The 21,565-nt window shown below is 59.5% G+C and carries 21 protein-coding genes and 1 tRNA gene; 17 read left to right on the top strand and 5 right to left on the bottom strand.

The window, feature by feature from the left end; all coding sequences use genetic code 11:
• Positions 1-128 precede the first annotated feature (128 nt).
• The gene (locus ON14_RS12400) at positions 129-2,129 is read right to left on the bottom strand and encodes a choice-of-anchor G family protein (protein WP_010205553.1); all 2,001 of its coding nucleotides are present in this window, start codon (positions 2,127-2,129) and stop codon (positions 129-131) included.
• Between the two features lie 404 nt (positions 2,130-2,533).
• Between ON14_RS12400 and ON14_RS12405 the strand changes: the two genes are divergently transcribed.
• The 9 genes from ON14_RS12405 to ON14_RS12445 all read left to right on the top strand — a co-directional run bounded on the left by ON14_RS12405 (position 2,534) and on the right by ON14_RS12445 (position 7,646).
• On the top strand, positions 2,534-3,208 hold the full coding sequence (locus ON14_RS12405; RefSeq protein ID WP_010205554.1) for a hypothetical protein: 675 nt from the start codon (positions 2,534-2,536) through the stop codon (positions 3,206-3,208).
• Positions 3,205-3,411, top strand: coding sequence for a hypothetical protein (locus tag ON14_RS12410; protein ID WP_141630055.1), 207 nt, complete (start codon positions 3,205-3,207; stop codon positions 3,409-3,411). Before ON14_RS12405 ends, ON14_RS12410 begins: the two co-directional genes overlap by 4 nt.
• 300 nt (positions 3,412-3,711) lie before the next feature.
• Positions 3,712-3,784 (top strand) — tRNA-Trp (locus ON14_RS12415).
• A gap of 64 nt (positions 3,785-3,848) precedes the next feature.
• A complete protein-coding gene (secE, locus tag ON14_RS12420; RefSeq protein WP_010205562.1) occupies positions 3,849-4,130 on the top strand; it encodes a preprotein translocase subunit SecE in 282 nt (93 codons plus the stop codon).
• 71 nt (positions 4,131-4,201) lie between these two features.
• Entirely contained in the window at positions 4,202-5,149 is a 948-nt protein-coding gene (gene nusG / locus ON14_RS12425; RefSeq protein WP_010205563.1) for a transcription termination/antitermination protein NusG, read from the top strand.
• Positions 5,150-5,235: 86 nt separating this feature from the next.
• On the top strand, positions 5,236-5,667 hold the full coding sequence (gene rplK / locus ON14_RS12430) for a 50S ribosomal protein L11 (protein ID WP_010205565.1): 432 nt from the start codon (positions 5,236-5,238) through the stop codon (positions 5,665-5,667).
• Complete coding sequence (gene rplA / locus ON14_RS12435; RefSeq protein ID WP_010205567.1) at positions 5,667-6,356, top strand: 50S ribosomal protein L1; 690 nt, start codon at positions 5,667-5,669, stop codon at positions 6,354-6,356. The genes rplK and rplA overlap by 1 nt, the downstream gene beginning before the upstream one ends.
• 66 nt (positions 6,357-6,422) lie before the next feature.
• Positions 6,423-6,974, top strand: a complete 552-nt coding sequence (locus ON14_RS12440) for a GNAT family N-acetyltransferase (protein WP_010205568.1) — start codon at positions 6,423-6,425, stop codon at positions 6,972-6,974.
• Positions 6,975-6,977: 3 nt separating this feature from the next.
• Positions 6,978-7,646: a DUF998 domain-containing protein gene (locus tag ON14_RS12445; RefSeq protein ID WP_010205569.1), complete on the top strand. Its 669-nt coding sequence runs from the start codon at positions 6,978-6,980 to the stop codon at positions 7,644-7,646.
• Between the two features lie 57 nt (positions 7,647-7,703).
• Here the strand turns inward: ON14_RS12445 and ON14_RS12450 are convergent, their stop codons facing one another.
• The gene (locus ON14_RS12450; protein ID WP_039742823.1) at positions 7,704-8,309 is read right to left on the bottom strand and encodes a YqaJ viral recombinase family protein; all 606 of its coding nucleotides are present in this window, start codon (positions 8,307-8,309) and stop codon (positions 7,704-7,706) included.
• Between the two features lie 136 nt (positions 8,310-8,445).
• Between ON14_RS12450 and ON14_RS15275 the strand changes: the two genes are divergently transcribed.
• Complete coding sequence (locus tag ON14_RS15275; protein WP_050993057.1) at positions 8,446-9,855, top strand: hypothetical protein; 1,410 nt, start codon at positions 8,446-8,448, stop codon at positions 9,853-9,855.
• Positions 9,856-9,861: 6 nt separating this feature from the next.
• On the top strand, positions 9,862-11,193 hold the full coding sequence (locus ON14_RS12460; protein WP_010205576.1) for an MATE family efflux transporter: 1,332 nt from the start codon (positions 9,862-9,864) through the stop codon (positions 11,191-11,193).
• Between the two features lie 64 nt (positions 11,194-11,257).
• Here the strand turns inward: ON14_RS12460 and ON14_RS12465 are convergent, their stop codons facing one another.
• Together ON14_RS12465 and ON14_RS12470 are read right to left on the bottom strand one after the other, a co-directional pair.
• Positions 11,258-11,929: an ABC transporter ATP-binding protein gene (locus ON14_RS12465; RefSeq protein WP_010205577.1), complete on the bottom strand. Its 672-nt coding sequence runs from the start codon at positions 11,927-11,929 to the stop codon at positions 11,258-11,260.
• A 33-nt stretch (positions 11,930-11,962) separates the two neighbouring features.
• Positions 11,963-13,462: an ABC transporter permease gene (locus ON14_RS12470; RefSeq protein ID WP_010205578.1), complete on the bottom strand. Its 1,500-nt coding sequence runs from the start codon at positions 13,460-13,462 to the stop codon at positions 11,963-11,965.
• A 166-nt stretch (positions 13,463-13,628) separates the two neighbouring features.
• On the opposite strand from ON14_RS12470, the gene ON14_RS12475 reads away from it, so the two are divergent.
• From ON14_RS12475 to rplL, 5 genes are all read left to right on the top strand, one after another.
• Positions 13,629-14,381 carry a response regulator transcription factor gene (locus tag ON14_RS12475; RefSeq protein ID WP_026037725.1) on the top strand — a complete coding sequence of 251 codons (753 nt, stop codon included), beginning with the start codon at positions 13,629-13,631 and terminating at the stop codon, positions 14,379-14,381.
• Positions 14,378-14,674 carry a hypothetical protein gene (locus ON14_RS15995; protein ID WP_141630056.1) on the top strand — a complete coding sequence of 99 codons (297 nt, stop codon included), beginning with the start codon at positions 14,378-14,380 and terminating at the stop codon, positions 14,672-14,674. Before ON14_RS12475 ends, ON14_RS15995 begins: the two co-directional genes overlap by 4 nt.
• Positions 14,671-15,867: a sensor histidine kinase gene (locus ON14_RS12480; protein WP_237719735.1), complete on the top strand. Its 1,197-nt coding sequence runs from the start codon at positions 14,671-14,673 to the stop codon at positions 15,865-15,867. Before ON14_RS15995 ends, ON14_RS12480 begins: the two co-directional genes overlap by 4 nt.
• 327 nt (positions 15,868-16,194) lie before the next feature.
• Positions 16,195-16,710 carry a 50S ribosomal protein L10 gene (gene rplJ, locus ON14_RS12485; RefSeq protein ID WP_010205581.1) on the top strand — a complete coding sequence of 172 codons (516 nt, stop codon included), beginning with the start codon at positions 16,195-16,197 and terminating at the stop codon, positions 16,708-16,710.
• Positions 16,711-16,749: 39 nt separating this feature from the next.
• The gene (rplL, locus tag ON14_RS12490) at positions 16,750-17,127 is read left to right on the top strand and encodes a 50S ribosomal protein L7/L12 (protein ID WP_010205582.1); all 378 of its coding nucleotides are present in this window, start codon (positions 16,750-16,752) and stop codon (positions 17,125-17,127) included.
• 394 nt (positions 17,128-17,521) lie between these two features.
• Here the strand turns inward: rplL and ON14_RS12495 are convergent, their stop codons facing one another.
• Positions 17,522-19,120 carry a response regulator transcription factor gene (locus ON14_RS12495; protein WP_010205583.1) on the bottom strand — a complete coding sequence of 533 codons (1,599 nt, stop codon included), beginning with the start codon at positions 19,118-19,120 and terminating at the stop codon, positions 17,522-17,524.
• A 237-nt stretch (positions 19,121-19,357) separates the two neighbouring features.
• Here ON14_RS12495 and ON14_RS12500 point away from each other — a divergent pair, with 237 nt between their 5' ends.
• A complete protein-coding gene (locus ON14_RS12500) occupies positions 19,358-21,547 on the top strand; it encodes a hypothetical protein (protein ID WP_010205584.1) in 2,190 nt (729 codons plus the stop codon).
• Positions 21,548-21,565: the final 18 nt, after the last annotated feature.

The raw sequence follows: 21,565 nt of genomic DNA on the forward strand, positions 1-21,565 counted from the left end.
AGGCACACGCGCGCAAAAACATGCCCGCGCCGCGCGAACGCGGTGCGGGCATAGAGAAGCGGCCGGAGCAGTGGTCCTGGGGGGACGACCAGCTCCGGCCGCTGTGAGTTATCTACGCAGTCCGAGAGCTAGGACTTGGGGTGTGTACGTAGATAACCTTCGCGCGCGAAGTAGGCACCCGCTGCCAACAACGCGACGATGAGGGCGATGAGCGTCGCAACACCGGCACCGGTGTATGCGAGCTGCCCACCGAGGGCAGAGGTCGGGAGTTCCGGAAAGTCCAGACCGGGGAGACAAAGACCCACGCAGGGGTCGGGGTCGCCGTCGGGATCACCGGTGCCACAGTTTTCGGTGCATCCGGGATCAACGACTGACAACACGTTGGGGCCGACTGTTGCGGTCGCAACGTTGAGGGTCATGAGGCGTCCATTGCCGACGGCGACTCGTACAGCGGTTTCGCTGAACATATTGCCGGTGACATCTCCGTTTGACGTGAGCTGTTCTTGAACGTTGACCTTGATCGAGACGAGATCCTTCAGCACTGTCGATACTCCGGTGTCTCCGAGAAGGCCAGTGACGGCGGGGTTCACTAACCCAGTGTTGAGGTTGTTGACGAGGGATGTCACGACTCCACCGTTCGCGAAGAGTGAGCTGTTGAGGCTCTTGCCTAGGCTGCCGATCAGGGTCTTTACGTTCAGGTCGGTGGCGATGGTTCCCCCGAGGAGGGAGACGTTTGCTTTCGCTTCTACTGCCGTTCCGTTGATGAGGTCGTTTACGGTGCCAACGATGCGCACGTCGACGGTACTGCGGAGGTCAGGAAGAACGGTGCTGACGAGTTCGCACACGGTGTCAGTTGTGTAGCCGATGATGCCCTGGGTAACGCCCTGCGTCACGCCTCCGAGTAGTCCACCAAGAAGACCACCGTTGAGCAGGCCACCGCCAGACGAGTCTCCCGTAAGAATGTCGCCGATGATCGGGACCTGAATCTGGCGGCACACGTTGCTTTGCGTTGGAGCCTGTGGTGTCAGCAAGTTGAGTGTTGCGGATGCTTCAACCCGAGCATTGCGTAGTGCGAGTTCTACCCGATCGACGATGTCGTCGGCGAGGGTGGCAACCGTAGTAGTGATGCCGTTAAGAATCTTGTTGACGACGGCGTCGGTCAGCAGCTCGCTGTTAGGGGCGAGGTTGTTGAGGTCTTTACCCAACAGGGCTTCGAGGTCAACCATCACCGCGCCGGTCTCCAGGTTGAAGGTAACCGCACCGTCGCCGTAACTGCCCTTCAGCAGATTCTTGACTGCGTTCTCTAGGTCAGCGGTAATGAGCACTTTGACGTCTGCTGATGATCCAAGAACACCAAGTGTGGGATCGAGGATGCCGTCAATGGAGTTTCCGAGCGCACCGTCGTCACCGCCAAGGCTGACCAGTTGCCCGTTGACTCCGCTGAGCGCGTTAGTGACCTTGCTGGTCAATTTGCTAATGGCGGGGCTCGTGAAGCTGAGCGTCGCGTCGGCGATGGTGTAGTCACCCGATGCTGACGTCATCGAACCGTCGGCGCGAGCCGCAACCGCATCCAAATCAAGTTTGAGGTCGGTAAGTACTGCAGTGAACTCGTTGCCGAGCAGCGTGTCGAGGTCGAGGGTGAGGTCGCCGGCGGGGCCAGCAGCGACATTACCGATGCCGATTCCACCGTCATCGTGAATGGCGCCGGTTGAGGCGAATGATTCGCCGTCTTTACCCGCCTGTGCGTACTGGTTGATGCCACCAGCATCGATGACGTCAACCATGGGAAGTTGGATTCCGCTTGGCAGGTTCAGCACTGTGGCGCCGAGTGCGTCAAGAACGAGAGGGTCACGGTTGACTTGGAGCGACTGCGTGCCGTCGTTGGTGGCTGCTACTTGGCCGAGACCGGCAATGTTGCTCAGGTCGGTGCCGAGGATGCTGCCGGAAAGGAACTCGGCGTAAGCGTAAGAGGCTCCGTTTGTCTCTTCGGCGCTCGCCGCGACTGGGGTAATGAATGTGAAGCCCGCTACGAGGGCTGCGGTTCCCAGGGCCGCTCCGAAACGGACTACTGGGGTGTGCGTGGTGTTCCCGACTGGCTTCCCAGTGCGCGGGATGTGTTGTGTAAACACGACTGGTACCTTCCTGATCCTGTGGGGAAAAGGAAACTGATACGACGATGAGGCCAACTTGAGGGTTGTGCCACGAACTACTGCCTGATCTCAGTTTCGCTTGCCCATTTGGTGGTGATGTTTTTAGTTATGCGGCGAGATGGTTAGGTCCCGCGTGGTGTTGCCCGAATTTGTTGTTCTGGTTCTGCCGGTTTAGAGGGGTGGCTCGCCCCGCTTGTATAGAGAGACTGCGACCCCGGTCGGTTATGACGCGGCTTCTCAGATGTTTTTCAAAAAAGTTAGCTGAGCGCGAGCTGAGCAGCGCTCACCTGTCGTTGACATTGGTCGGCCGAACCTCGTAGCCTCGCCAGATCCATCACTCGACGAGTGCCGAAAGGAACGAAGAGAATGAAGGTAAAACGATCATGAAGAAAGCCAAAATAGGTCTAGCTGCGGGAGCCACTGTCACCGCAGTTGCGTTGTTGTCAACGATGGCGGCGCCAGTATTCGCTGCCACACCCGCGACCGCGGAGCAGTCGCAGGTCAGCACACTCGACACCCGGCAGAGTGCCGAGTGGTCACCGGAAGACGCCGCCATTGCGGCGACCATCGACCAGCTCACAGTCGGTGTCGATCAAGCAACATCCACATACGATGCGAGGAACGTGCCGGCCGAGGCTGCGAACAGTGACGTTGGCGAGCGGTTCGCGGCCGAATTCGCCCGCTCCGGTGGCACGGTGATCGCTGCGGACGGTCTAACAAGTACGCCGTCCGCCGAAGTCCACGACCGTCAAGCGACTGCTGCGGCAACCGGCCGGATCTGGCAGGACGCATGGGGCGTGCACATGACGTTGCCTGAGGACACGATGGATCGACTCTCGACGCTTGCTCTGACCGGAAGCGCCGGCGCCGGTTCAATTGCGGCGCTCTTGGCGGTCAACGTCGAAGGCTTCCCCATTAGCACCACGGGTGCGCTCGCTTCGGGCGGGGTGGCAATCGGTCTCATCGCCGCCTCTGGTGCATTGCAGGTGTGCAACATTAATGGCAACGGGGCCCAGCTGAACTACAACTGGGTGCTGTGGACCTGCTGGCCGCTATGAGAATCGTCCAGATTACCGCAGCGTCTGGGGGGCTTCTGCTCATCGTGCTCAGCATCGTAAGCCAAGTCCAAGGTTTGCTCGGCGGGCGCGGCTTCCTTGAGCAACAACAGGTCGCCCTTGCGATCCTTGGAGCCGGTCTGGTCATCGTCGCCTTTATCGCGCTGGCGGTCCAGAAGCGACGACGTCCGGAGGAAACCGACTAGAAGCTGTACGCCGCCGCGCAGCAGTAGAGCAGCAGTAGAGCAGCAGCGGGCGCGAAAAGCGAGCACTGGGCTGAAACGTCGAAGCTTCAGCCCAGTGCAGCGACCCCGAGCGCACCCTTCTTTCACCGTGAGCGAGTGGGCGCACGGTGTCCGAACTGCGTTAGCCGTCAGGATGACGTACACTTGTTCAGGTTGTTGATAACTGCAATGCTTTTGCGCGCCTGCGCCTCACATTTCGATGTGGATGTCGCGGTGTGATTGTGCGAAGGTGTTGCTGTGAAAGGTGCAAATCTTTCGCAAAGGGTGGTGGCTCAATTGGTAGAGCAGCGGTCTCCAAAACCGCAGGTTGCAGGTTCGAGTCCTGTCCGCCCTGCAAGTCCCAGTCCGTGTTTCACGGGTCGGGTCGAGCAAGCCGAAGTATCGGAAGGTAACTAAGAGTGGCCAAGAAAGACGTAGACGAGCCCAGCGAGGACGTCGTCGCCAAGGCGAAGAAGGACAGCGAGCAACGTCGTGGACCCTTCGGGCGCATGGCACTCTTTATCCGCCAAGTAATTAACGAGCTCAAGAAGGTCGTCACGCCAACGAAGCGTGAACTGGTCAGCTTTACTCTCGTCGTTCTTGTTTTCGTCGTCATCATGATGGGCATCGTTTCCGCCCTCGACTTCGGATTTAGCGCCTTGGTTAACTTCCTGTTTGGCAACCCTGACTTAGTGGTTTAGCCCTTCCTTCTTCCGACTTTCACAAAAAGCATTGGCTACGGCCGAAACGCAGAGCAACGAAAAGAGATTTAGTGTCCGAGAACCATCGCGAAGACTCCGAGCTCGCTACGGCAGCAGAGCAGTCCTCCGAGGAGGATGAGGCTCAGACGGGCAACACCCTGGCTGAGGCAGAGCGTTCAGAGGATTCCGCTGAGCACCAGGCAATGCACGTTGAGGGCAGTTCTGCCGATGTCGACGCTGATCTTGCTGGCCTCCTTGAAGCTCTGGATGCGGCAGTTGACCCCGAAGCAGATGCTGAAGTAAACGACGCGCTTGATGTCGATAATGCTGCTGAAGCTGACGCCTCCGTTGCCGCCACTGATGACGAAGCTGCAGACGACGCTGAAGCTGAAGGTGCAGAGGTTGACCCTTACGCCGAATTCCGTATGGACCTACGTCTCCAGCCAGGTAAGTGGTACGTCATCCACTCCTACGCCGGCTTCGAGAAGCGCGTCAAGCACAACATTGAAAACCGCAAGGTATCCATGGCTATGGAAGATTACGTCTTCCAGGTTGAGGTTCCGATGGAAGATGTTGTCGAGATCAAGAATGGCCAGCGCAAGCTCGTCAACCGCGTTCGCATCCCCGGCTACGTTCTGGTTCGTATGGACCTCAACGAAGACAGCTGGTCGGTTGTTCGCCACACTCCCGGAGTCACCGGCTTCGTGGGCAACGCGCACAACCCCGTTCCCCTTCGCTTCGAAGAAGCTTTCAACATGCTGAAGAGCCTCGTTGAAATCGTTGAAGCTCCCGCTACTAAAGGCTCGTCCGCTAAGGGCAAGACTGCAGCGCGTTCGATTCCTGCCGAGATCGATTTCGAAATCGGCGAGACCATCACGATCAAGGAAGGTTCGTTCGCGGGCCTGCCTGGTTCGATCAGCGAGATCAAGGCCGAGAGCGGAAAGCTCATCGTTCTGGTTTCCCTGTTCGAGCGCGAGACCCCGGTCGAGCTCAGCTTCGACCAGGTCACCAAGCTTTAAGGGCTTACGCCCCTAAAAAACCACCGCGCCCTCCGGGTGCGGGAGAGCTGGCCACACGGGTCAGTTCGTACTGAAAAGGAAACACAATGGCACCGAAAAAGAAGGTTACAGGTCTGATCAAGCTTCAGATCCAAGCCGGCGCCGCTAACCCCGCACCGCCCATCGGGCCTGCGCTTGGTCAGCACGGCGTTAACATCATGGAGTTCTGCAAGGCGTACAACGCCGCAACCGAGGCACAGCGTGGAAACGTTATCCCGGTTGAGATCACCGTGTACGAGGACCGTTCATTCACGTTCATCCTCAAGACCCCGCCGGCAGCAGAGCTCATCAAGAAGGCTGCTGGAGTTGCAAAGGGTTCGGGCACGCCGCATTCCGTTAAGGTTGCGCAGCTCACTAAAGACCAGGTTCGTACGATCGCCGAGCAGAAGATGGCTGACCTCAACGCCAACGACGTCGACGGCGCAATGAAGATCATCGCGGGCACCGCTCGCTCGATGGGAATCACGGTGGAGGCATAATGTCCAAGAATTCCAAGGCATACAAGGCTGCCACCGACAAGCTCGAAGAGGGCAAGTTCTACACACCTACCGAGGCTGTAGCTGTTGCTCGCGAGACCGGCTCGAAGAAGTTTGATTCAACCGTTGAGGTTGCTCTTCGCTTGGGTGTAGACCCTCGCAAGGCTGACCAGATGGTTCGTGGCACCGTTATCCTGCCTCACGGCACGGGTAAGACTGCTCGCGTTATCGTTTTCGCAACCGGTCCTGCAGCCGAGGCAGCTCTTGCTGCTGGTGCTGACGAGGTTGGTGGCTCGGAGCTCATCGAAAAGGTGGCTGCTGGCTACACCGCTTTCGACGCAGCAGTTTCGACCCCCGAGCTCATGGGCCAGGTTGGTCGTTTGGGTAAGGTTCTTGGCCCACGTGGCCTCATGCCAAACCCGAAGACCGGAACGGTTACTCCTGACACTGCTAAGGCTGTATCGGAGATCAAGGGCGGAAAGATTGAATTCCGTGTCGACAAGCACTCCAACGTGCACTTCATTGTTGGCAAGACGGCGTTCACCGCTGAGCAGCTCGACGAGAACATCAAGGCAGCGCTCGACGAGATCGTTCGCGCCAAGCCCAGCTCGTCAAAGGGCCGCTACATCACCAAAGCAACGGTTTCCACGACCTTCGGTCCTGGTATCCCGGTCGACATCAACTCGATCTAATACTGCTTAAATGAACGGGGGCCGGCTTCTGCCGGTCCCCGTTTGTGCATTCCGGAGGAGTTTTTCGTGACCGTGACCGTTCGCTCTGCCATGCTGACCGACGTTGAACTTCTTCAAGAGCTCGCTCGCCAGACGTTTCCGCTCGCCTGCCCGTCGACCACTACCGCAGACGCCATTGCGAAGTTCATCGCCGAACATCTCTCCGCGGAATCGTTTCGGGGTTACCTCAACGATGACGCCCGCCAAACGCTTATCGCTGAAGTTGACGGTCAGCCGGCAGGTTACGCGCTTTTCTGCACCGACGAACCCCGAGATCCGGATGTCGCACACGCGCTAACGGTGCGACCTACGATCGAGCTGAGCAAGTGCTACGTTCTCGCTGAATTCCATGGTGCTGGGGTGGCACGTGAACTCATCGCGGGCGGTATTTCGCGCGCCCAGACTCAAGGTTTCGCCGCCATGTGGCTTGGAGTTAATCAAGAAAACGTCCGTGCCAATCGTTTCTACGAGAAGATGGGCTTTCAACTCGTCGGCACCAAAAAGTTTTTGGTGGGGGAACGGTGGGAAGACGATTATGTTCGTGAACGAATTTTCACCCGCCACGTCGAAAGCGCCTAAGAAATGACCGTTGTTGAGCCGCAGCGTATCTCTCTCGAGGCCGTCGAAGGTTATGCCGCCGTTCTTGGCAGCATCGCTGTTGGCGTTGCCCTAGTTCTTATTTGGATGTCGCGACTTGCTATTCCGCGCGAACTTTACGTCAGCGAGCTCGGTGCCGAAGGGGAGCCGACTGCCGCCGCCTTTGAGATTGCGTTGCTACTCATCGTGTTGGGCGGTTCCGCCGTGGCGTGGGCTGCTCGCCGCGTTCGGGCATGGCCACCATTGCTCGCGTTCGGCTCGCCCGCGCTGTCATTGTGGGTCGGCTGCGGATTCTTTCTCGTCGCATCGCAGGTCACCTGCACTTCAGGCTGCCCACTGCCCTACGGCCCTACCTTTACGTGGCAAGACTTCACCCACACCCTCGCCGCGGTCATCGCTTTTGCCGCAGCGTGCTGGGCAATGATCCAAACGTCGTTCGCTCGCGAGCATCGGATTCTGGCGCGAATGTCGCTGATTACGGCCATCGCTGTGGCCGCGATAGCAGGCACCGGCGGGCTTTTCTCGCTCTTTCGTTTTCAGACCGTGTTGGGCAGCAGGCTTGAGTTTGTGGCAACCACTATTGCGATCGCCTGGCTCATGATGCTCGGCACCGTCATCGCTGCCCGAAAGCTGGCGCGCGACCGCTCCAGCTGAGAGGTGCGCCCCCGCACTAGTTGCGTGGCGTGGTGAGCAACTGGTGCACAGCCAGCGCTACCGCGGAGCCTTCATCAGGTTAAGCAGACGGTCGGCAAGGCCGACCAAAACATGGATCTGGTCTTCGTCGCGGTCAACCCAGAGGTACTTCGGTTCCGCATGCACGGGAACAAAATCGTCATGCTGTTCCCACACCACAAGCGTGCGATCGGCACCCAACACATACTGTTGCCACCAGACTTGACGCAGATACGAGCGTGGGATGCTCCGCCACGCCTTCTGAGTCGTCTTGATCTCTGACAGCACGACAGCACCATCGATCACCGCTACGCCGTCGGGCGTAGCTAAGTGCAGTGGTTGATCATGCGCGTGATAGAGCGCAGAACTTGCCTGGATGCCATGCTGAGCCAACACCCAACGAGCGATCTCTGGCTCCCGCAAGCGACCGTGATCGGTGAACGCATTTCCGGTGAATCCCGAGCCGAGAAGCTTGCTCTCGACAACACCACGAAGTGACTGTTCGGTCGCTAAGCGAGCGGCATCCGTGGCGGTCACACCGCGGCTTCTGGCACGCAACCAGGCCACTCGATCTTCAGAGTGAGCAACAACTCGGTCCCGATGATTGGGCGCAATCGGTTCCCAGAGATCGAGTTCCGGTTGCATAGTCACTCGTCCATTGTCTCGCGACTCTGCGGCCTCGGCGCTCTCAGCACGCAGAAAGGTCAATTTGCTGCCGCCATGAGACGCATTGCTTCGCGTCACGTCATCCAATGGGTGTGGGTACTGGCAGAATAGGCGCATGCGAGCTGGTCAAACCGATAATGTGTCGCCATCGAGACGCCGTCGTCGGTGGTCCGCTACGGCAGCGACGGCGCTCATCGCGCTCGTGACGTTCGTTCCGGCTGCCGGTGTTGCAGCATCCACGGGATCAATTCCTCCCGACGTTGAGCAATTCGCGCAGGCCGATGACGGTCTTGTGTTAGAGCTCGAAGAGTACTTCGGCGCTAACCAGCGTGGCGATGGCCTCGATTTTTCGGATGGCATTGAGCTGGGCGAGATCGACAGAATCTTCCTCTGGTCTGTGGACTATCACGCGGGAAAGGCCACGGAGACACCGGTGCAGTATGTGAACCGGTGGAAGGTTCCCGTGCTAATCGGCGAAGAGCCCATCGGTATTGCCATGATCGGTATTGACCCGGCCACGGTCGAGCCAGAAATGATCGACTTCATCCGCAGCCCAGGCACAGCGTTGGCCCTTGATGACATCGACGCCAGCGCAACGCTCGTGCACGAACCCGAGACCGGTGCCTGGTTCAGTCTCATCGACGGCGCAATCACTCCACTTGTGCGGGGTGACAGCGGAGTCTCAAGCGAGCTCACTCTTGCCAAGTATCAGTCGATGCTCTCCAGCCGAGTGGTCAATATTGTTGATCCAACACCGCAGCCTGATCAAGGTTCTGTGCAGTCTGTTGTACTGATCGCTACGACGGCCGGTGTGCTGCTGTTGGCGCTGCTCATTCCCACAATCATGGGTCAGGTACGCGGACGTCGCGAACGTTTGGCGGCTAAGGCCGACGGCGACGACAAGCTCGACGACGAGGGTGAAGTCGAGGGTGGCGTCGAAGACAAAGGCGAGACCCACGATAAGGCGACTCCCGAGGCGAGCGACTCCACAAGCGTTCACCTCGATGCAGATCTTGCGTCTACGGAAAGTGACTCCGCGACTGCAGCGGTGACCCCAACTGTGACGAACAAGGCGGCACCATCAGCAAAAAAAGCGCCAGCATCAAGAAAGACACCAGCGTCAAAGAAAGTTGAGGCTAAGGCCGAGACCCCCGCTAAAAAGCCCACCACCACGAAGCCTGACACAACCTTGCCCGCAGTAACCAAGCCCGCTACAACTAAACAAGCTGCAAAGAAGTCTGCCGTGAAGAAGCCTGCGTCAGGGACAACCGCCGCGAAAAAGTCGGAGAGCGCCGGTGCAGCGACTAGTGCGGCAGCGACCAGCAGTCCGGCGGCAAAGGCCGCTGCGGCAAAGAAGCCGACAGCCAAAAAACCTGTGGCGAAGCAGCCAGCATCCGGCTCCACGACTGTCAACAAGACAGCCGCGAACACAAATGCCACCAGCAAGCCCGCCGCAAGAAAGCCAGTGGCCAAGAAGCCTGCTGCGCCTAAGCCGACAGGCGCGACAGAGCCGTCGGCAGACTAGCCAACAGTGAGATCGTTGCGTTCGCCGCTTGATCGCGACATCCGGCGACTAGCGCTTCCGGCACTCGGGGCGCTCGTGGCCGAGCCAGTCTTCTTGCTCACCGACACCGCGCTCGTTGGCCATCTCGGAAGCGCCCAGCTCGGCGGCCTCAGCGTCGCGAGTGCAGTGCTGCAAACCGCCGTCGGCCTGCTCATTTTTCTTGCATACTCCACCACCCCGGCCGTAGCGCGCTGGTTGGGAGTGGGCGACCGCGCACGCGCCGTCGCCGCCGGTGTCGACGGGGTATGGCTCGCGATCGTCCTGGGCGTGCTGCTTGTGATCATCGGTATACCCGCGACACCATGGCTGATCAGTCTCTTCGGTCCCGACGCCAGCATCATCGACTATGCCAACCAGTACCTAGCCATCTCTATTCTCGGTCTGCCAGCGATGCTCATCACTTTCGCCGCATCCGGACTGCTGCGGGGTCTTCAGGACACGCGAACACCCCTCGTCGTCGCTGTGGCCGGCTTCGTCTCTAATGCCCTACTCAACGTGCTATTCATTTATGGATTCGGCTGGGGCCTCGCCGGATCAGCGATCGGCACCGTGGTGGCGAGCTGGGGAATGGCAATCGCGTACATCGTGATGCTCCTGACAATTGCGCGCCGCGAGCAGGCCAGAGTCAGGCCGCACCTGGGCGGGATGCTGACCGCGGGGCACGCCGGAGCTTGGTTGTTGCTGCGCACCGCTTCTCTGCGCGCGGCAATGCTCGCGACGATTGCCGTCGCGACCGGGTTCGGGGTAGCCGAGCTTGCGACGGTACAGATCGCCCTCACAATTTTCGCAACGCTTGCCTTTGTGCTCGATGCTCTGGCCATCGCCGGGCAAGCGATGATCGGAAAAGAGCTCGGAGCGAGCGACATTCCGCAAGCCCGCGCGATCACGCGCAGGCTCGTGCAGTTGGGGATCGCGAGTGGCGTTCTGTTAGGGCTAATAGTTCTGGCGATGTCGCCGTGGGTCGGTTTCATCTTCAGCTCGGATATCGACGTTCGTACCGGGTTGGCCGCACTTCTTCCCGTATTGGCTTTGGGCATCCCGATCGCCGGCTTCGTCTTCGTACTTGACGGGGTGTTAATTGGGGCAGGGGATGCCCGTTACCTAGCTCTGACAGGCATCATTAATCTTGCGGTCTATCTGCCGCTGCTGTGGTGGGTGCAGGCCGCCGATCTCACTGCGGTGCCGGCGTTGGTGTCGCTGTGGTTCGCCTTCGGCTTGGGCTACATCGGGGCCCGAGCAGTGACCTTGGGGTTGCGTGCCCACGGCGACCGTTGGCTCGTCACCGGGGCGACGCGGTAAGACTTACCCGCGCCGCTCCAGTGTCAGTGTCGCTCGCGCGGTGCCCACTCACAGCGAGTTCACACTACTTCTTCTCGGTCACCGCACCGTGCTTCAATTGCAGACGGCGTTCGGCGCGTTTCGCCACTGCAGAATCGTGCGTCACGATGATCAGTGTTAGTCCTTCATCGCGCCACAGGCCCTCCAATAGATCCATGATCTCGTCACGGGTCTGTTCATCCAGGTTTCCGGTCGGTTCGTCGGCGAGCAGTACCTTGGGTTCCTTAACGAGGGCGCGAGCGATCGCGACGCGTTGTTGCTGTCCCCCCGAGAGTTCAGAGGGATGGTGAGTGAGCCGTTCGGCCAACCCCACCTTCTCCAGTGCTTCGGTTGCACGACGCTGACGTTCGGTATTTGAAAGCCCGAGAGGGGCAAGCGCCGTCTCCACATTCTCTTGAGCTGTCAGCGTCGGAATGAGATTGAAGCCCTGAAAAACGAATCCGATGGTGCGGGCACGAATCTCCGCGAGTCGAGAATCCGGCATCTTGGAGAGTTCATCGTCGCCCAGTGTTACCGCGCCGCTGGTGGGACGCTCGAGTGCACCCAACATCTGCAATAGTGTCGATTTGCCGCCACCAGTGGGGCCCTGGATGGCCACCATCTGACCGGTGGGGATGCTCAAGGTCACTTTGTTGAGTGCGCTGACGACGCCGCGCTTTGTCTCGTACGTCTTGGTTAGTTCGCTGAGTTCATACATAGAAAGTCTCCTTGTGGTCTTCGGGTCGGGGGATCAGGCGGCGCTGCGGAGAGCTTCAGCGGGGCGCAGACGGGCTGCGCGCCATCCACCGAATGCTCCGGCGATGAGCCCGCCGAGGATGGCCAGAGCTACGGCAATGCCGATAATGCCGAGCGTCACCGGAATCTGTAGGGCGATATCTGTTGTTGCTGCAGCAGTGGTCGTTGCAGCATCACCGAATCGTCCATTGCGGCCCCCGGGGCCTGCGCCGCCACCGACAGCAGTTGTCGCTGCGGCACTTGCGCTCAGTACGGGCGCAGCGATGTTGATCGCCAAGATTCCGAGCAACCCAACGGCAACGCCGACCACGCCACCGATCGCACCCTGAACGAGTGACTCTCCGGCGACTTGCCGCACGACGGCGCCATTGCTCCAACCGATTGCCTTCAGGGTGCCGAACTCACGGGTGCGTCGAGCGACGCCAGACGTCGTGAGCAGTACCGAGATGAGGAAAGCGGCAGCCAACACAATGATCGACAGCCAGGTTCCGAGCTTACCGACGAGGTCGGAAGCGGTTGACAACGATCCTGACACGCTCGACGCGAGGTCTTCTTGAGTCTTGACCGTGGCATCCGGCAACGCTGTCTGGAGTGATGCTTGAACTGCGGTGATCTCGGTCGACGACGCGGCTTGCACGTAGACGGTCGAGATTTGATCCTCAAGTCCAGAGATGCGCTGGGCGGTGTCGAGGGGGATGTAGGTGTTGGATGCTGTTGTGGAGTCTGAGGAAGTCGACGAGACGGTTCCGATGATGTCGAATTCCTCACCACCGATCTCTACGGTGTCTCCGACACTCAGCTCGCTCGTCGTAGCGTATCCGGAGTCAAGCACGACCACGTTGGTACCGGCGTCGGTGGTCTCAAACGCACGACCGTCGACGAGTCCTACTGAAGTGAGGGGGCCGACACTTTCGCCAGCAACATCAATTCCGGTGACGCTGAACGTGTCGACGCTGAAGGAGCTTCCGCCGGCTCCGTCTGGGCCGCGGCCTGCTTCGCCGGTTCCGGGCTCAGCGCCGGGCGCTGCGCCTTCTGCAGCGGCAGCGTCGCCAGTGGGGATCTCGCCAGAGAAGCTCACGTTAGAGAGAGTGAGGGTGGCGGTTGCTGCTGCAACGTCGTCGAGTCCTGCGGCGGCGGTGAGGGCGGTCGCGTCGAATGTTGTACTCCCAGCGCCGCTAGTGAGTTGCGATTGTGCCAGGGCAGTGGTGCCGTCGGCGCTATCGCCTTCCTCGGCACCAAATTCGAAGCGCGATGGGCCTTGCCCTTGGCCTTGCCCTGCTTCTCCCTCTGCGGGCTGTTCAGGTTCTTGAGTGACGGTGATGTCGGTGCCGACACCATAAATCGATGCCAGCACGCTCCCTTGGGCGTCTCGCACCCCAGCCGCGACGCCGCTCACAATCATCACTAGGGCGATGGCGAGCGCCATGCCGGCCGCGATGATGGTGGTTTGTTTGCGTCGGTTGCTGAGTTCTCGATACAGGTACGTTCCGAACATGGGTCTCCTCGGTGCTTCGGGTGGTCAGGGAAAACTTAGGAACAGTCGCTATCAGTGCGCTATGCCGAACCTGAGAGCAAGCTGTGAGCGTGGCCAGAGGCTGGCGTCGCGGCATCCGGTAGGCGTACACAGACAGTTCATAGAAACCTCCGAATAACTAGAGACTATGAATCAGTCACATCACCTCCCAGCGGTCCAAGCGCAACCGCGGTTGAGCCGTGCCGATGGCACTGCGATTCGCGCGGTGGTGGTTGACGACGAAGATTCCCTCACCGACCTGCTCTCGATGGCACTTCGCTATGAAGGGTGGGATGTGCGGCTCGCCTCAGACGGAAACCAAGCACTCACCACGATCCGAGAGTTTCGTCCCGACGTCATCGTTCTTGACATCATGATGCCGGGCCTCGATGGGCTGGCAGTGCTCACTCGACTTCGCGCCGACGGCATCCAAGCTCCGATTCTCTTTCTGACAGCCAAAGATGCTGTCGAGGATCGAGTTGCTGGGCTCACTGTTGGCGGGGATGACTATGTAACCAAGCCATTCAGCCTAGAAGAGCTCGTTGCGCGCTTACGAGCGTTGTTGCGTCGATCCACACTCACTATTGCCGGCGATGCTGATCCCGTGATTGAAGTTGGCGACCTTACGCTCGATGAGAGCACCTACGAAGTAACGAGAGCAGGTACCAAAGTCGATCTCACCGCCACCGAATTTGAACTGCTGCGCTACCTCATGCGCAACCCGCGACGGGTACTCAGCCGGGCACAAATTCTTGACCGGGTGTGGAGCTACGATTTTGGGGGCCGAGCGAGCGTTGTGGAGATCTATATTTCTTACCTCCGCAAGAAGATTGATGTTCTGGGCCCGCCAATGATCCACACGGTGCGTGGCGTCGGATACATGCTGAGGGTTGCCGAATGACGAGACCACGTGAAGTGCGAGCCCCCGGCACCGGCCGCAGGCTTAGCCTGCGTAAGCGACTCGTCATTGGCAGCGCAGCCCTTATCGCGCTCGCCGCAGTGCTCATCGGTGTTGTCAGCATTCTCGCGCTGCAAGGCTTTCTCGTGAATCGTCTTGACACCCAGTTACTCTCGGCCTCTGGCCGCTCGCAGGGCGCTCTAGATGGTCGGCCAGGAGGCAATAATCAGTCGTCGCCGACGGCGCGCGATTTCGTCGCGCTTCCTGGTCAAAGCGAGGCACTCTTGCTGGGTTGATTTCTGCCGATGGCACGATCACCGCGGGGGTACTGGGCGCCAGGGGTGCGTCTGCACCTCTGACTGTCGATCAACTTTCCATTCTGGCGGCGCTCACGCAATCAGCTGAGCCGGTCACCGTCAATATGGGGGGAGACCTTGGGGAGTATCGAGTTCTTGTCTCCGGTACTCCATTCGCTGGAGAGTCTCTTGTCGTGGCGTTGCCGCTCGACGATGCGCGTGCCACGGTGGTGCAGCTGACCATTGTGGTTGCCGGCATTGGGCTTCTCGCTCTCATCATTGCCGCGTTCGCTGGAGCTGTCGCTGTGCGGTTCGCGCTTCGTCCTCTTGAGCGCGTTGCTGGTACCGCTACACGGGTGAGCGAACTCCAACTCGACAGAGGAGCGGTTGCCTTGGCTGAACGAGTCTCGCTCGATGACGCTGACCCGCGAACCGAAGTTGGGCAAGTGGGCGCTGCCCTCAACCGCCTTCTCGAGCATGTAGCGGCCGCACTCACTGCTCGCGAGGCGAGTGAAAAGAAGGTGCGCACGTTCGTTGCCGACGCAAGCCATGAGCTGCGCACACCGCTCGCGTCAATTCGCGGGTACGCCGAACTGACCCGCCGTGGTGGGCATGAGATTCCGGATGATGTCGCTCACGCCATCGGACGCATCGAAGCAGAATCTGTGCGGATGACGGCATTGGTCGAGAGCTTGCTGCTCTTGGCGAGACTCGACGAGGCGGCAGCCGTCGAGCACGAGCCTGTCGATCTTTCTCGCCTCATCATCGATGCCGTCAGTGACGCGCATGCGGCCGGGCCAGACCATGAGTGGGCGTTAGAGATTCCGGATGATTCCTTCTCGATCAGTGGTGACCGTGCGCGATTGCACCAAGTGGTCGCCAATCTGCTCGCCAATGCGCGGGTGCACACTCCAGCGGGCACGAAGGTGACGGCGGCACTGATGCGGGAGGGCGAACTGGCCATAATCGAAATCCGCGACGCTGGCCCTGGTATTGCTCCAGAACTGCAACCGACCGTGTTCGAGCGATTCGTGCGCGGCGATGGTTCGCGCACACGAGCAGCCGGAAGCACAGGGCTGGGGCTTGCGATCGTCACGGCGGTCGCCCACGCTCATGGCGGCACGGCAACAGTTTCCAGCGAACCTGGCACTACCGTATTTCGGATTGAACTACCTCTCGGTGTGACTGCGTAGGAATGCTCGCGGGTTCGTTGTCGATGTCGATGTTGTGGTCGCGGTGCGCGCGGCAGCTGAATTTGCGGCGGACCCCGCTATCCCGTAGTCTTACCGAAGCCAAAGACCGCCGGTCGTTCGCAGGCACGAAAGTGTGTGCGATCGAAGTTCGTGAAAACGAAGGCCAGCGCAGGTGTGTGAAGTAGATTTTCGGCCAAGTGTGGCCGCAACTCAGCTCCGTGCCTCTGCGTTAGTGCAGAAGGGCCGGAGCTTTTTTAGTTTCCAGCCAGAGCATTTTCTTGCTAGCGCGGCTCTGAGGCAGACACACATCAACCAGTAGGGAGCACCATGGCGAACAAGGAAGCATCGGTCGCCGAGCTTACGGATCTATTCCGCAACTCGACCGCCGTTCTGCTAACCGAGTATCGCGGACTCACTGTTGCCCAGCTCAAGGAGCTGCGCAAGTCAATCAGTGAGCACGCAACATACGCCGTGGTGAAGAACACGCTGACAAAGATTGCCGCTAACGCCGCAGGAATCTCGTCATTCGACGAGGAACTTGTTGGTCCATCGGCAATCGCATTCGTACACGGAGACCCAGTCACCGTCGCGAAGGCTATGCGTGACTTTGCCAAGGCAAATCCTCTTCTCGTGGTGAAGGGTGGTTACTTTGACGGTAACGCGCTCACCGCTGCAGAGGTCACAAAGCTGGCCGATCTGGAAAGCCGGGAGGTGCTCCTTGCGAAGTTTGCAGGAGCAGCAAAGGCTTCACTGTTCGGCGCCGCGTATCTGTTCAACGCACCGCTCGCTCAGGCCGTTCGCACGGTCGACGCGCTGCGCGAGAAGCAGGATTCCGCGCAGTAACGCGCGGGTTAATTAGCTTAAGAAATATAGGAGAAAATCATGGCGAAATTGTCAAGCGACGACCTCATCGAGGCCTTCAAGGAACTGACTCTCATCGAGCTCAACGACTTCGTTAAGAAGTTCGAAGAGGTCTTCGAAGTTACCGCTGCTGCTCCGGTTGCTGCTGCTGCCGCGCCTGCTGCTGCTGCTGAAGAAGTTGAAGAGAAGGACTCATTCGACGTCGTTCTCGAATCAGCTGGCGAGAAGAAGATCCAGGTTATCAAGGAGGTGCGTACCCTCACGAGCCTCGGTCTTGGTGAGGCGAAGGCCGTCGTTGATGGCGCTCCCAGCGTTGTACTCGAGGGTGCAAGCAAGGAAGCTGCCGAGAAGGCAAAGGCTGCTCTCGAAGAAGCCGGCGCAACCGTAACACTCAAGTAGTCGATTCCCTCTTAGGGATTCAGCCTCAATCGAGGCCTGCTTAGCCAGAAAGGCGTCACCCTTCGGGGTGGCGCCTTTCTGCGTTAACAAGCAGTGAGTTGCGATCGCTGCTCGACAGCCGTGCCTCAGGCACGCAGGCCCAATGCAACCGACTGAGCGCAGGCGTCGAGTGACGCATGCCTCGGGGAGGTGAGAGGGGGTGGGGCGCTTGGTAACCAGCCGAGCGCCCCACCAACGTGCCGATTCCGTTGACACCAGGGATCAGGTTCCGGAGGCGGAATATCGGCACGAGAACCGCTGGCTGCGCAAAAGAATTGCGGCGCCAGCGGAAGCAGTTCACCTAATCTATCGACGCGAATCGGTCGCAGCAACAGCTAGGAGGGTGATTGGCGGGTTAGTCGCGGGTGATCTCCACTTGGAGGCCCAGTTCGCGGGCTTTGCGAATCGCTTCCGATCGCGAAGTCACGCCAAGTTTGCGGTAGATGCTCTTGAGATGCGACTTGACAGTATTCACCGAGATGTAGAGGTCCTCGGCGATTTGAGTTGAGCTGCTGCCGCGCACGAGCTCCCGCGCGATTGATCGCTCGCGATCGCTCAACGACAATGAATCCTGGGGGCGAAGGATGACCGTGAGGCCATCTAGCCGCTTGATAAGAGCCCCGACCTCCAGCGGTTGGCTGCGAGTTGACGCTCGAGTGAGCATTGACTGCACTGTCTCGCTTGGCACGAGCCGGAACGGGCTGTGCAGCCGGCTGCGGGCGGCAATGCGCAGAGACCGGTCGAACGCGACATCCGACTTCTCGTCGTTGTTGAGGCAGAACAGTGCGGCTGCTTTGATGAGAAAGACGTCAGCGAGAGTGCGACGCGAGTGGGTATCGCCGAGTGCTTCGCAGCTGCCAAGAGCGTCGAGCGCCCCGCGAAAGTCCCCGGTCACAAACCGCAGGTGAGCCACGAGTCGACTAGGGCACACGGTGTGATGCTGCGTAGGGGTCAGTTGCGCAAGCACATCCCACGCGGCACCGGGGTCGCCGAGCTGAAGAAAGGCGGCTGCCCGCAATCCGCCAATCTCTGTTGCCACAAAGCTGATTGGTTGCCACTCGTCAAGTGAGTGCAGTGAAGCCCGCAACAAATCAAGGCCTTCGTGCGGGTTGCCAACATACAGATCGAGGTAAGCCTGAGCATAAAGTCCCAGGGGCTCCCATTCTGACTCGGCAATGCACGACTGAACGCGGTCAAGCTTGCCTTCGGCCGCGTCAGCCCCTCGTTGATTCACCGCGATCAATAGTTCGGTGAGCACTGCCGAAGCGTTGAAGCGGCTGTTACGCAACGCTGGGCTCGCGCCGGTCGATTCCGCTCGCGCTACATAAGCCAACGCGTGCTCGTTGTCGCCAAGCAAGAACTGGATAAGCGCTAAGCCGCCGAAGACGTCGAGTTGGTCAGCGACGCTCAAATTGGTTTCTGCGAGCGAGCCGGCGAGCCGGTAGTCCGCCTTTGCGCGGTCAAAATCGCCTCCGTGAAGGTAAATGGCGCCGCGGTGCAGCGCGATCTCCGCAGTGAGAGGGATGCGTTTGGCTAGCGGGATGACGTCGGTGCTGTCGGCAATGGAGCTAGCAATCGAAATGGAGGCCAAGGCATCGTCGAGTCTGCCAAGCGAACGCAGGGCGGCAGCGTGATGAACGTGATGGGTCGCGCGCACAATCGCCGGTGTTGTGGGATCGAGCAGCGAAAACGCGGCCTCAAAATAGGGGAGTGCTGCCGAGCGGCTGGACGCCCCAATCGAGCGAAAACTTGCGGCATAACAGGTGACCAACCATGGGTCGCTGTGCCACAGTTCTTGCGGTGCCGAATCGAGTAATTGCCGGATGCGATAGCCGTGTAGCGCGACAAGTTGCGGCCAAGCGGTGCTGATTTCGTCGAGCGCGAGTGTGAAGCCCTCGTCGTTTTTTGCCACGGCGAAGGCGCGCTCCAGCGTACTCACATCGGCAATCGCCATTTTTCTACCCCCTCTTCGAAACGAATGTCTCGATGAGTTCGTGGTTCTCGCCTAGTCGGGTGGGTGACGCGAATGAATAACCCTACCGCGCACCGCGTGTCTGGCTTGCGTTTCTTTAACATAACCCCCCATAATGGGCACGTTGCATTCTTGACCCCCGAACGTGTGACAAACCCGATAGAGCTACCCGGAATCCCCCGCCGGTCTGATGCGCTCCCCCGCGCATCAGGTTCGATTATGTTCCGAGTCGCTCGCTACCCGAGAGCGAAACCCGAAGTGAATAACTTTTTGGTGCGTTGGCGCGCCGTAAATCGAACCCCCCGATTCGATAAGTCCACAGGTCAGCCTCGAAAGCGCTGGTCGCTTCGAGACACCCGCGGTATCGCGGCCGTAGTTGCGCTTGCACTGGTTGTTGGTTCCGGTCTCGCTGTTGTCTCGGTATCGTCTGCTGCTGAAGCGCACACGCCGAGCATCAAGGTTTCGTGCAACGAGGTGACGGTTACTGGCCTCTATTACGAAGCGAGTCGCGATGGCGAAGGCCAGCAGAACCTCATCAAGTTCCAGCTCAAGGGCGGCGAAGAGCAAGTCTTCAAGTTCAGCGAGAACGGTACGAAGACTTTCGCGTTCCCGAACTCCACGGAAGCTCACACCTTTACTGCATCGGTGACAGCGTGGAACAACCCCACGCACACCAGCTGGAACCGCACGTGGACCCAGACTTCGACCCCCTGTACGTCGCAGAGCATCATTGACCTCTCTGCTCCGCGCTGTGAAGTTGTTGGTGGCTCGACCGACATTACTGCGAAGTTCAAGGATCTGGTTGCTAAGCGCCAGTACACGTTGACGCTCACGGGTGGCAGTGAGAAGCGCTCTATTCCCTTCACCCCCACGCAGACCGTAGATACCTACGTCTTCACGAAGGTTGCTCCTGGTCCCACGTACACGGTGACGATCACGGACACGACCAACACCAACCTCACGGCAAGCAAGTCAGTTCAGTCGGTTGCCTGCCCGGAGGTGGCAGGAATTGCGATCGTCGCCTGTGAGTGCACCGTGCCAGGCGGAGACGTATCCTTGAAGGTCAACTTCAGCGATCTGGTGATTGGTCATGAGTACTACGTAACCGTCGTGAACGCTGGTTCCGGCAAGGTTGTTTACGAGACGACGATCACGGCGAAAGATACCTGGGGCGTTCAGGTGTCGACCGACAAGGTCGAGACTTCGGGGAGTTACTACGCCACTGTTCTAGACAAGAGCCAGGAGGGTGCGGAACCGCTGAAGAGCACCACGCACACGTTCCTACCTTGCCCGAACGCAATCCCTGCTCCTGTAGTCACCGCGACCCAGTGTGACGCGCTGTCGTCAGACACGTCCGGTGAAATGAGCGTTGTTGTCAACGGGCTCGTTCCCGGCCGTACCTACAACGTTGTTGTGACGGACGCGGCTGGCAAGCTGGTACTAAACAAGAGTGGATTCGTTGCCTCTGAATCTCGAATCAGCGAAAAACTGTCTGGTCTAGCCAATGGTGCCTACACCGTGACCGTCACAGACGTTCTCATGCCTCGCTACACGAACAGTGCATCGGCAACGCTCGTACCATGTGCTACCAAGGACACCGCCGTTACCTTGGCTGCTGAGCAGTGCACCGTGCCCGGTGGCGTCGCGGCGATCACCGCAACCGTTGCCGACTACGTTGTGGGCCGCGACTACACCGTTGCGCTCATGCTCAACAACGTTGCTGTCGGTGCAACGCAGAAGCTCGACTCCAGCACCGGAGCCGAGCAGAAGTTCACCTTCACGGGCCTCAAGCCAGACAACAAGTATCGGGTAGTTGTTACCGACACAAAGTCGAGCCCGAAGATCACCGCTGCGGCAGATATGTTCCTCAGCGCGTGCCCCGAGAACCCGATTGTCATGATCGCTCAGGGCGAGTGCAACGTTCTCGGCACGTCAATGGTTTCGGTTTCAGCGAGCGACTTGGCTGTGGGCCAGATCTACACGGTCGCGATCGTTACCAAGTCCACCGGCAAGGCCGTCGAGGGAATTGCGCCGATCACGTTCGAAGCTGACCTGCCCACACAGGCGCTCACCTTCTCTGATGTTCCCAACGGCGGCACTTACACCGTTTCGATCGTGAACGCCGATAAGACGCTGAGTGCCATGGGAGATGTCACGCTCGAAGAGTGCGACCTGCCGACCTTCCCGCTGCCACCAGAGGAGCCACCCACAACGACTCCTCCCACGGTAGACCTGCCCACGGTAGACCTGCCCACCCTTAGCCTGCCTACCCCCGACCTGCCTACCCTGGCATTCACCGGCTCGAGCACAATCGCTCCGACAATCGCTGGACTCGGGTTCCTGCAGCTCGGATTGGTGCTCGTAGGGTTCAGTATTGCGCGACGACGTTCGGTAGTTCGCAAAGGCTGATCCTGACCGTTCGGCGGG

Origin of the sequence: Salinibacterium sp. PAMC 21357, from assembly GCF_000247645.1 — a bacterium.
GTDB lineage: Bacteria > Actinomycetota > Actinomycetes > Actinomycetales > Microbacteriaceae > Rhodoglobus.

Bases quoted from the DNA above. Each gene is read 5' to 3' on its own strand.
- ON14_RS12445 (WP_010205569.1), top strand. From the start codon at position 6,978: ATGACCGTTGTTGAGCCGCAGCGTATCTCTCTCGAGGCCGTCGAAGGT.
- ON14_RS15995 (WP_141630056.1), top strand. From the start codon at position 14,378: ATGACGAGACCACGTGAAGTGCGAGCCCCCGGCACCGGCCGCAGGCTT.
- ON14_RS12475 (WP_026037725.1), top strand. From the start codon at position 13,629: ATGAATCAGTCACATCACCTCCCAGCGGTCCAAGCGCAACCGCGGTTG.
- ON14_RS12450 (WP_039742823.1), bottom strand. From the start codon at position 8,309: ATGCAACCGGAACTCGATCTCTGGGAACCGATTGCGCCCAATCATCGG.
- rplJ (WP_010205581.1), top strand. From the start codon at position 16,195: ATGGCGAACAAGGAAGCATCGGTCGCCGAGCTTACGGATCTATTCCGC.
- ON14_RS15275 (WP_050993057.1), top strand. From the start codon at position 8,446: ATGCGAGCTGGTCAAACCGATAATGTGTCGCCATCGAGACGCCGTCGT.
- rplA (WP_010205567.1), top strand. From the start codon at position 5,667: ATGTCCAAGAATTCCAAGGCATACAAGGCTGCCACCGACAAGCTCGAA.
- ON14_RS12500 (WP_010205584.1), top strand. From the start codon at position 19,358: ATGTTCCGAGTCGCTCGCTACCCGAGAGCGAAACCCGAAGTGAATAAC.
- ON14_RS12470 (WP_010205578.1), bottom strand. From the start codon at position 13,462: ATGTTCGGAACGTACCTGTATCGAGAACTCAGCAACCGACGCAAACAA.
- rplK (WP_010205565.1), top strand. From the start codon at position 5,236: ATGGCACCGAAAAAGAAGGTTACAGGTCTGATCAAGCTTCAGATCCAA.
- ON14_RS12465 (WP_010205577.1), bottom strand. From the start codon at position 11,929: ATGTATGAACTCAGCGAACTAACCAAGACGTACGAGACAAAGCGCGGC.
- ON14_RS12405 (WP_010205554.1), top strand. From the start codon at position 2,534: ATGAAGAAAGCCAAAATAGGTCTAGCTGCGGGAGCCACTGTCACCGCA.
- rplL (WP_010205582.1), top strand. From the start codon at position 16,750: ATGGCGAAATTGTCAAGCGACGACCTCATCGAGGCCTTCAAGGAACTG.
- ON14_RS12495 (WP_010205583.1), bottom strand. From the start codon at position 19,120: ATGGCGATTGCCGATGTGAGTACGCTGGAGCGCGCCTTCGCCGTGGCA.
- ON14_RS12410 (WP_141630055.1), top strand. From the start codon at position 3,205: ATGAGAATCGTCCAGATTACCGCAGCGTCTGGGGGGCTTCTGCTCATC.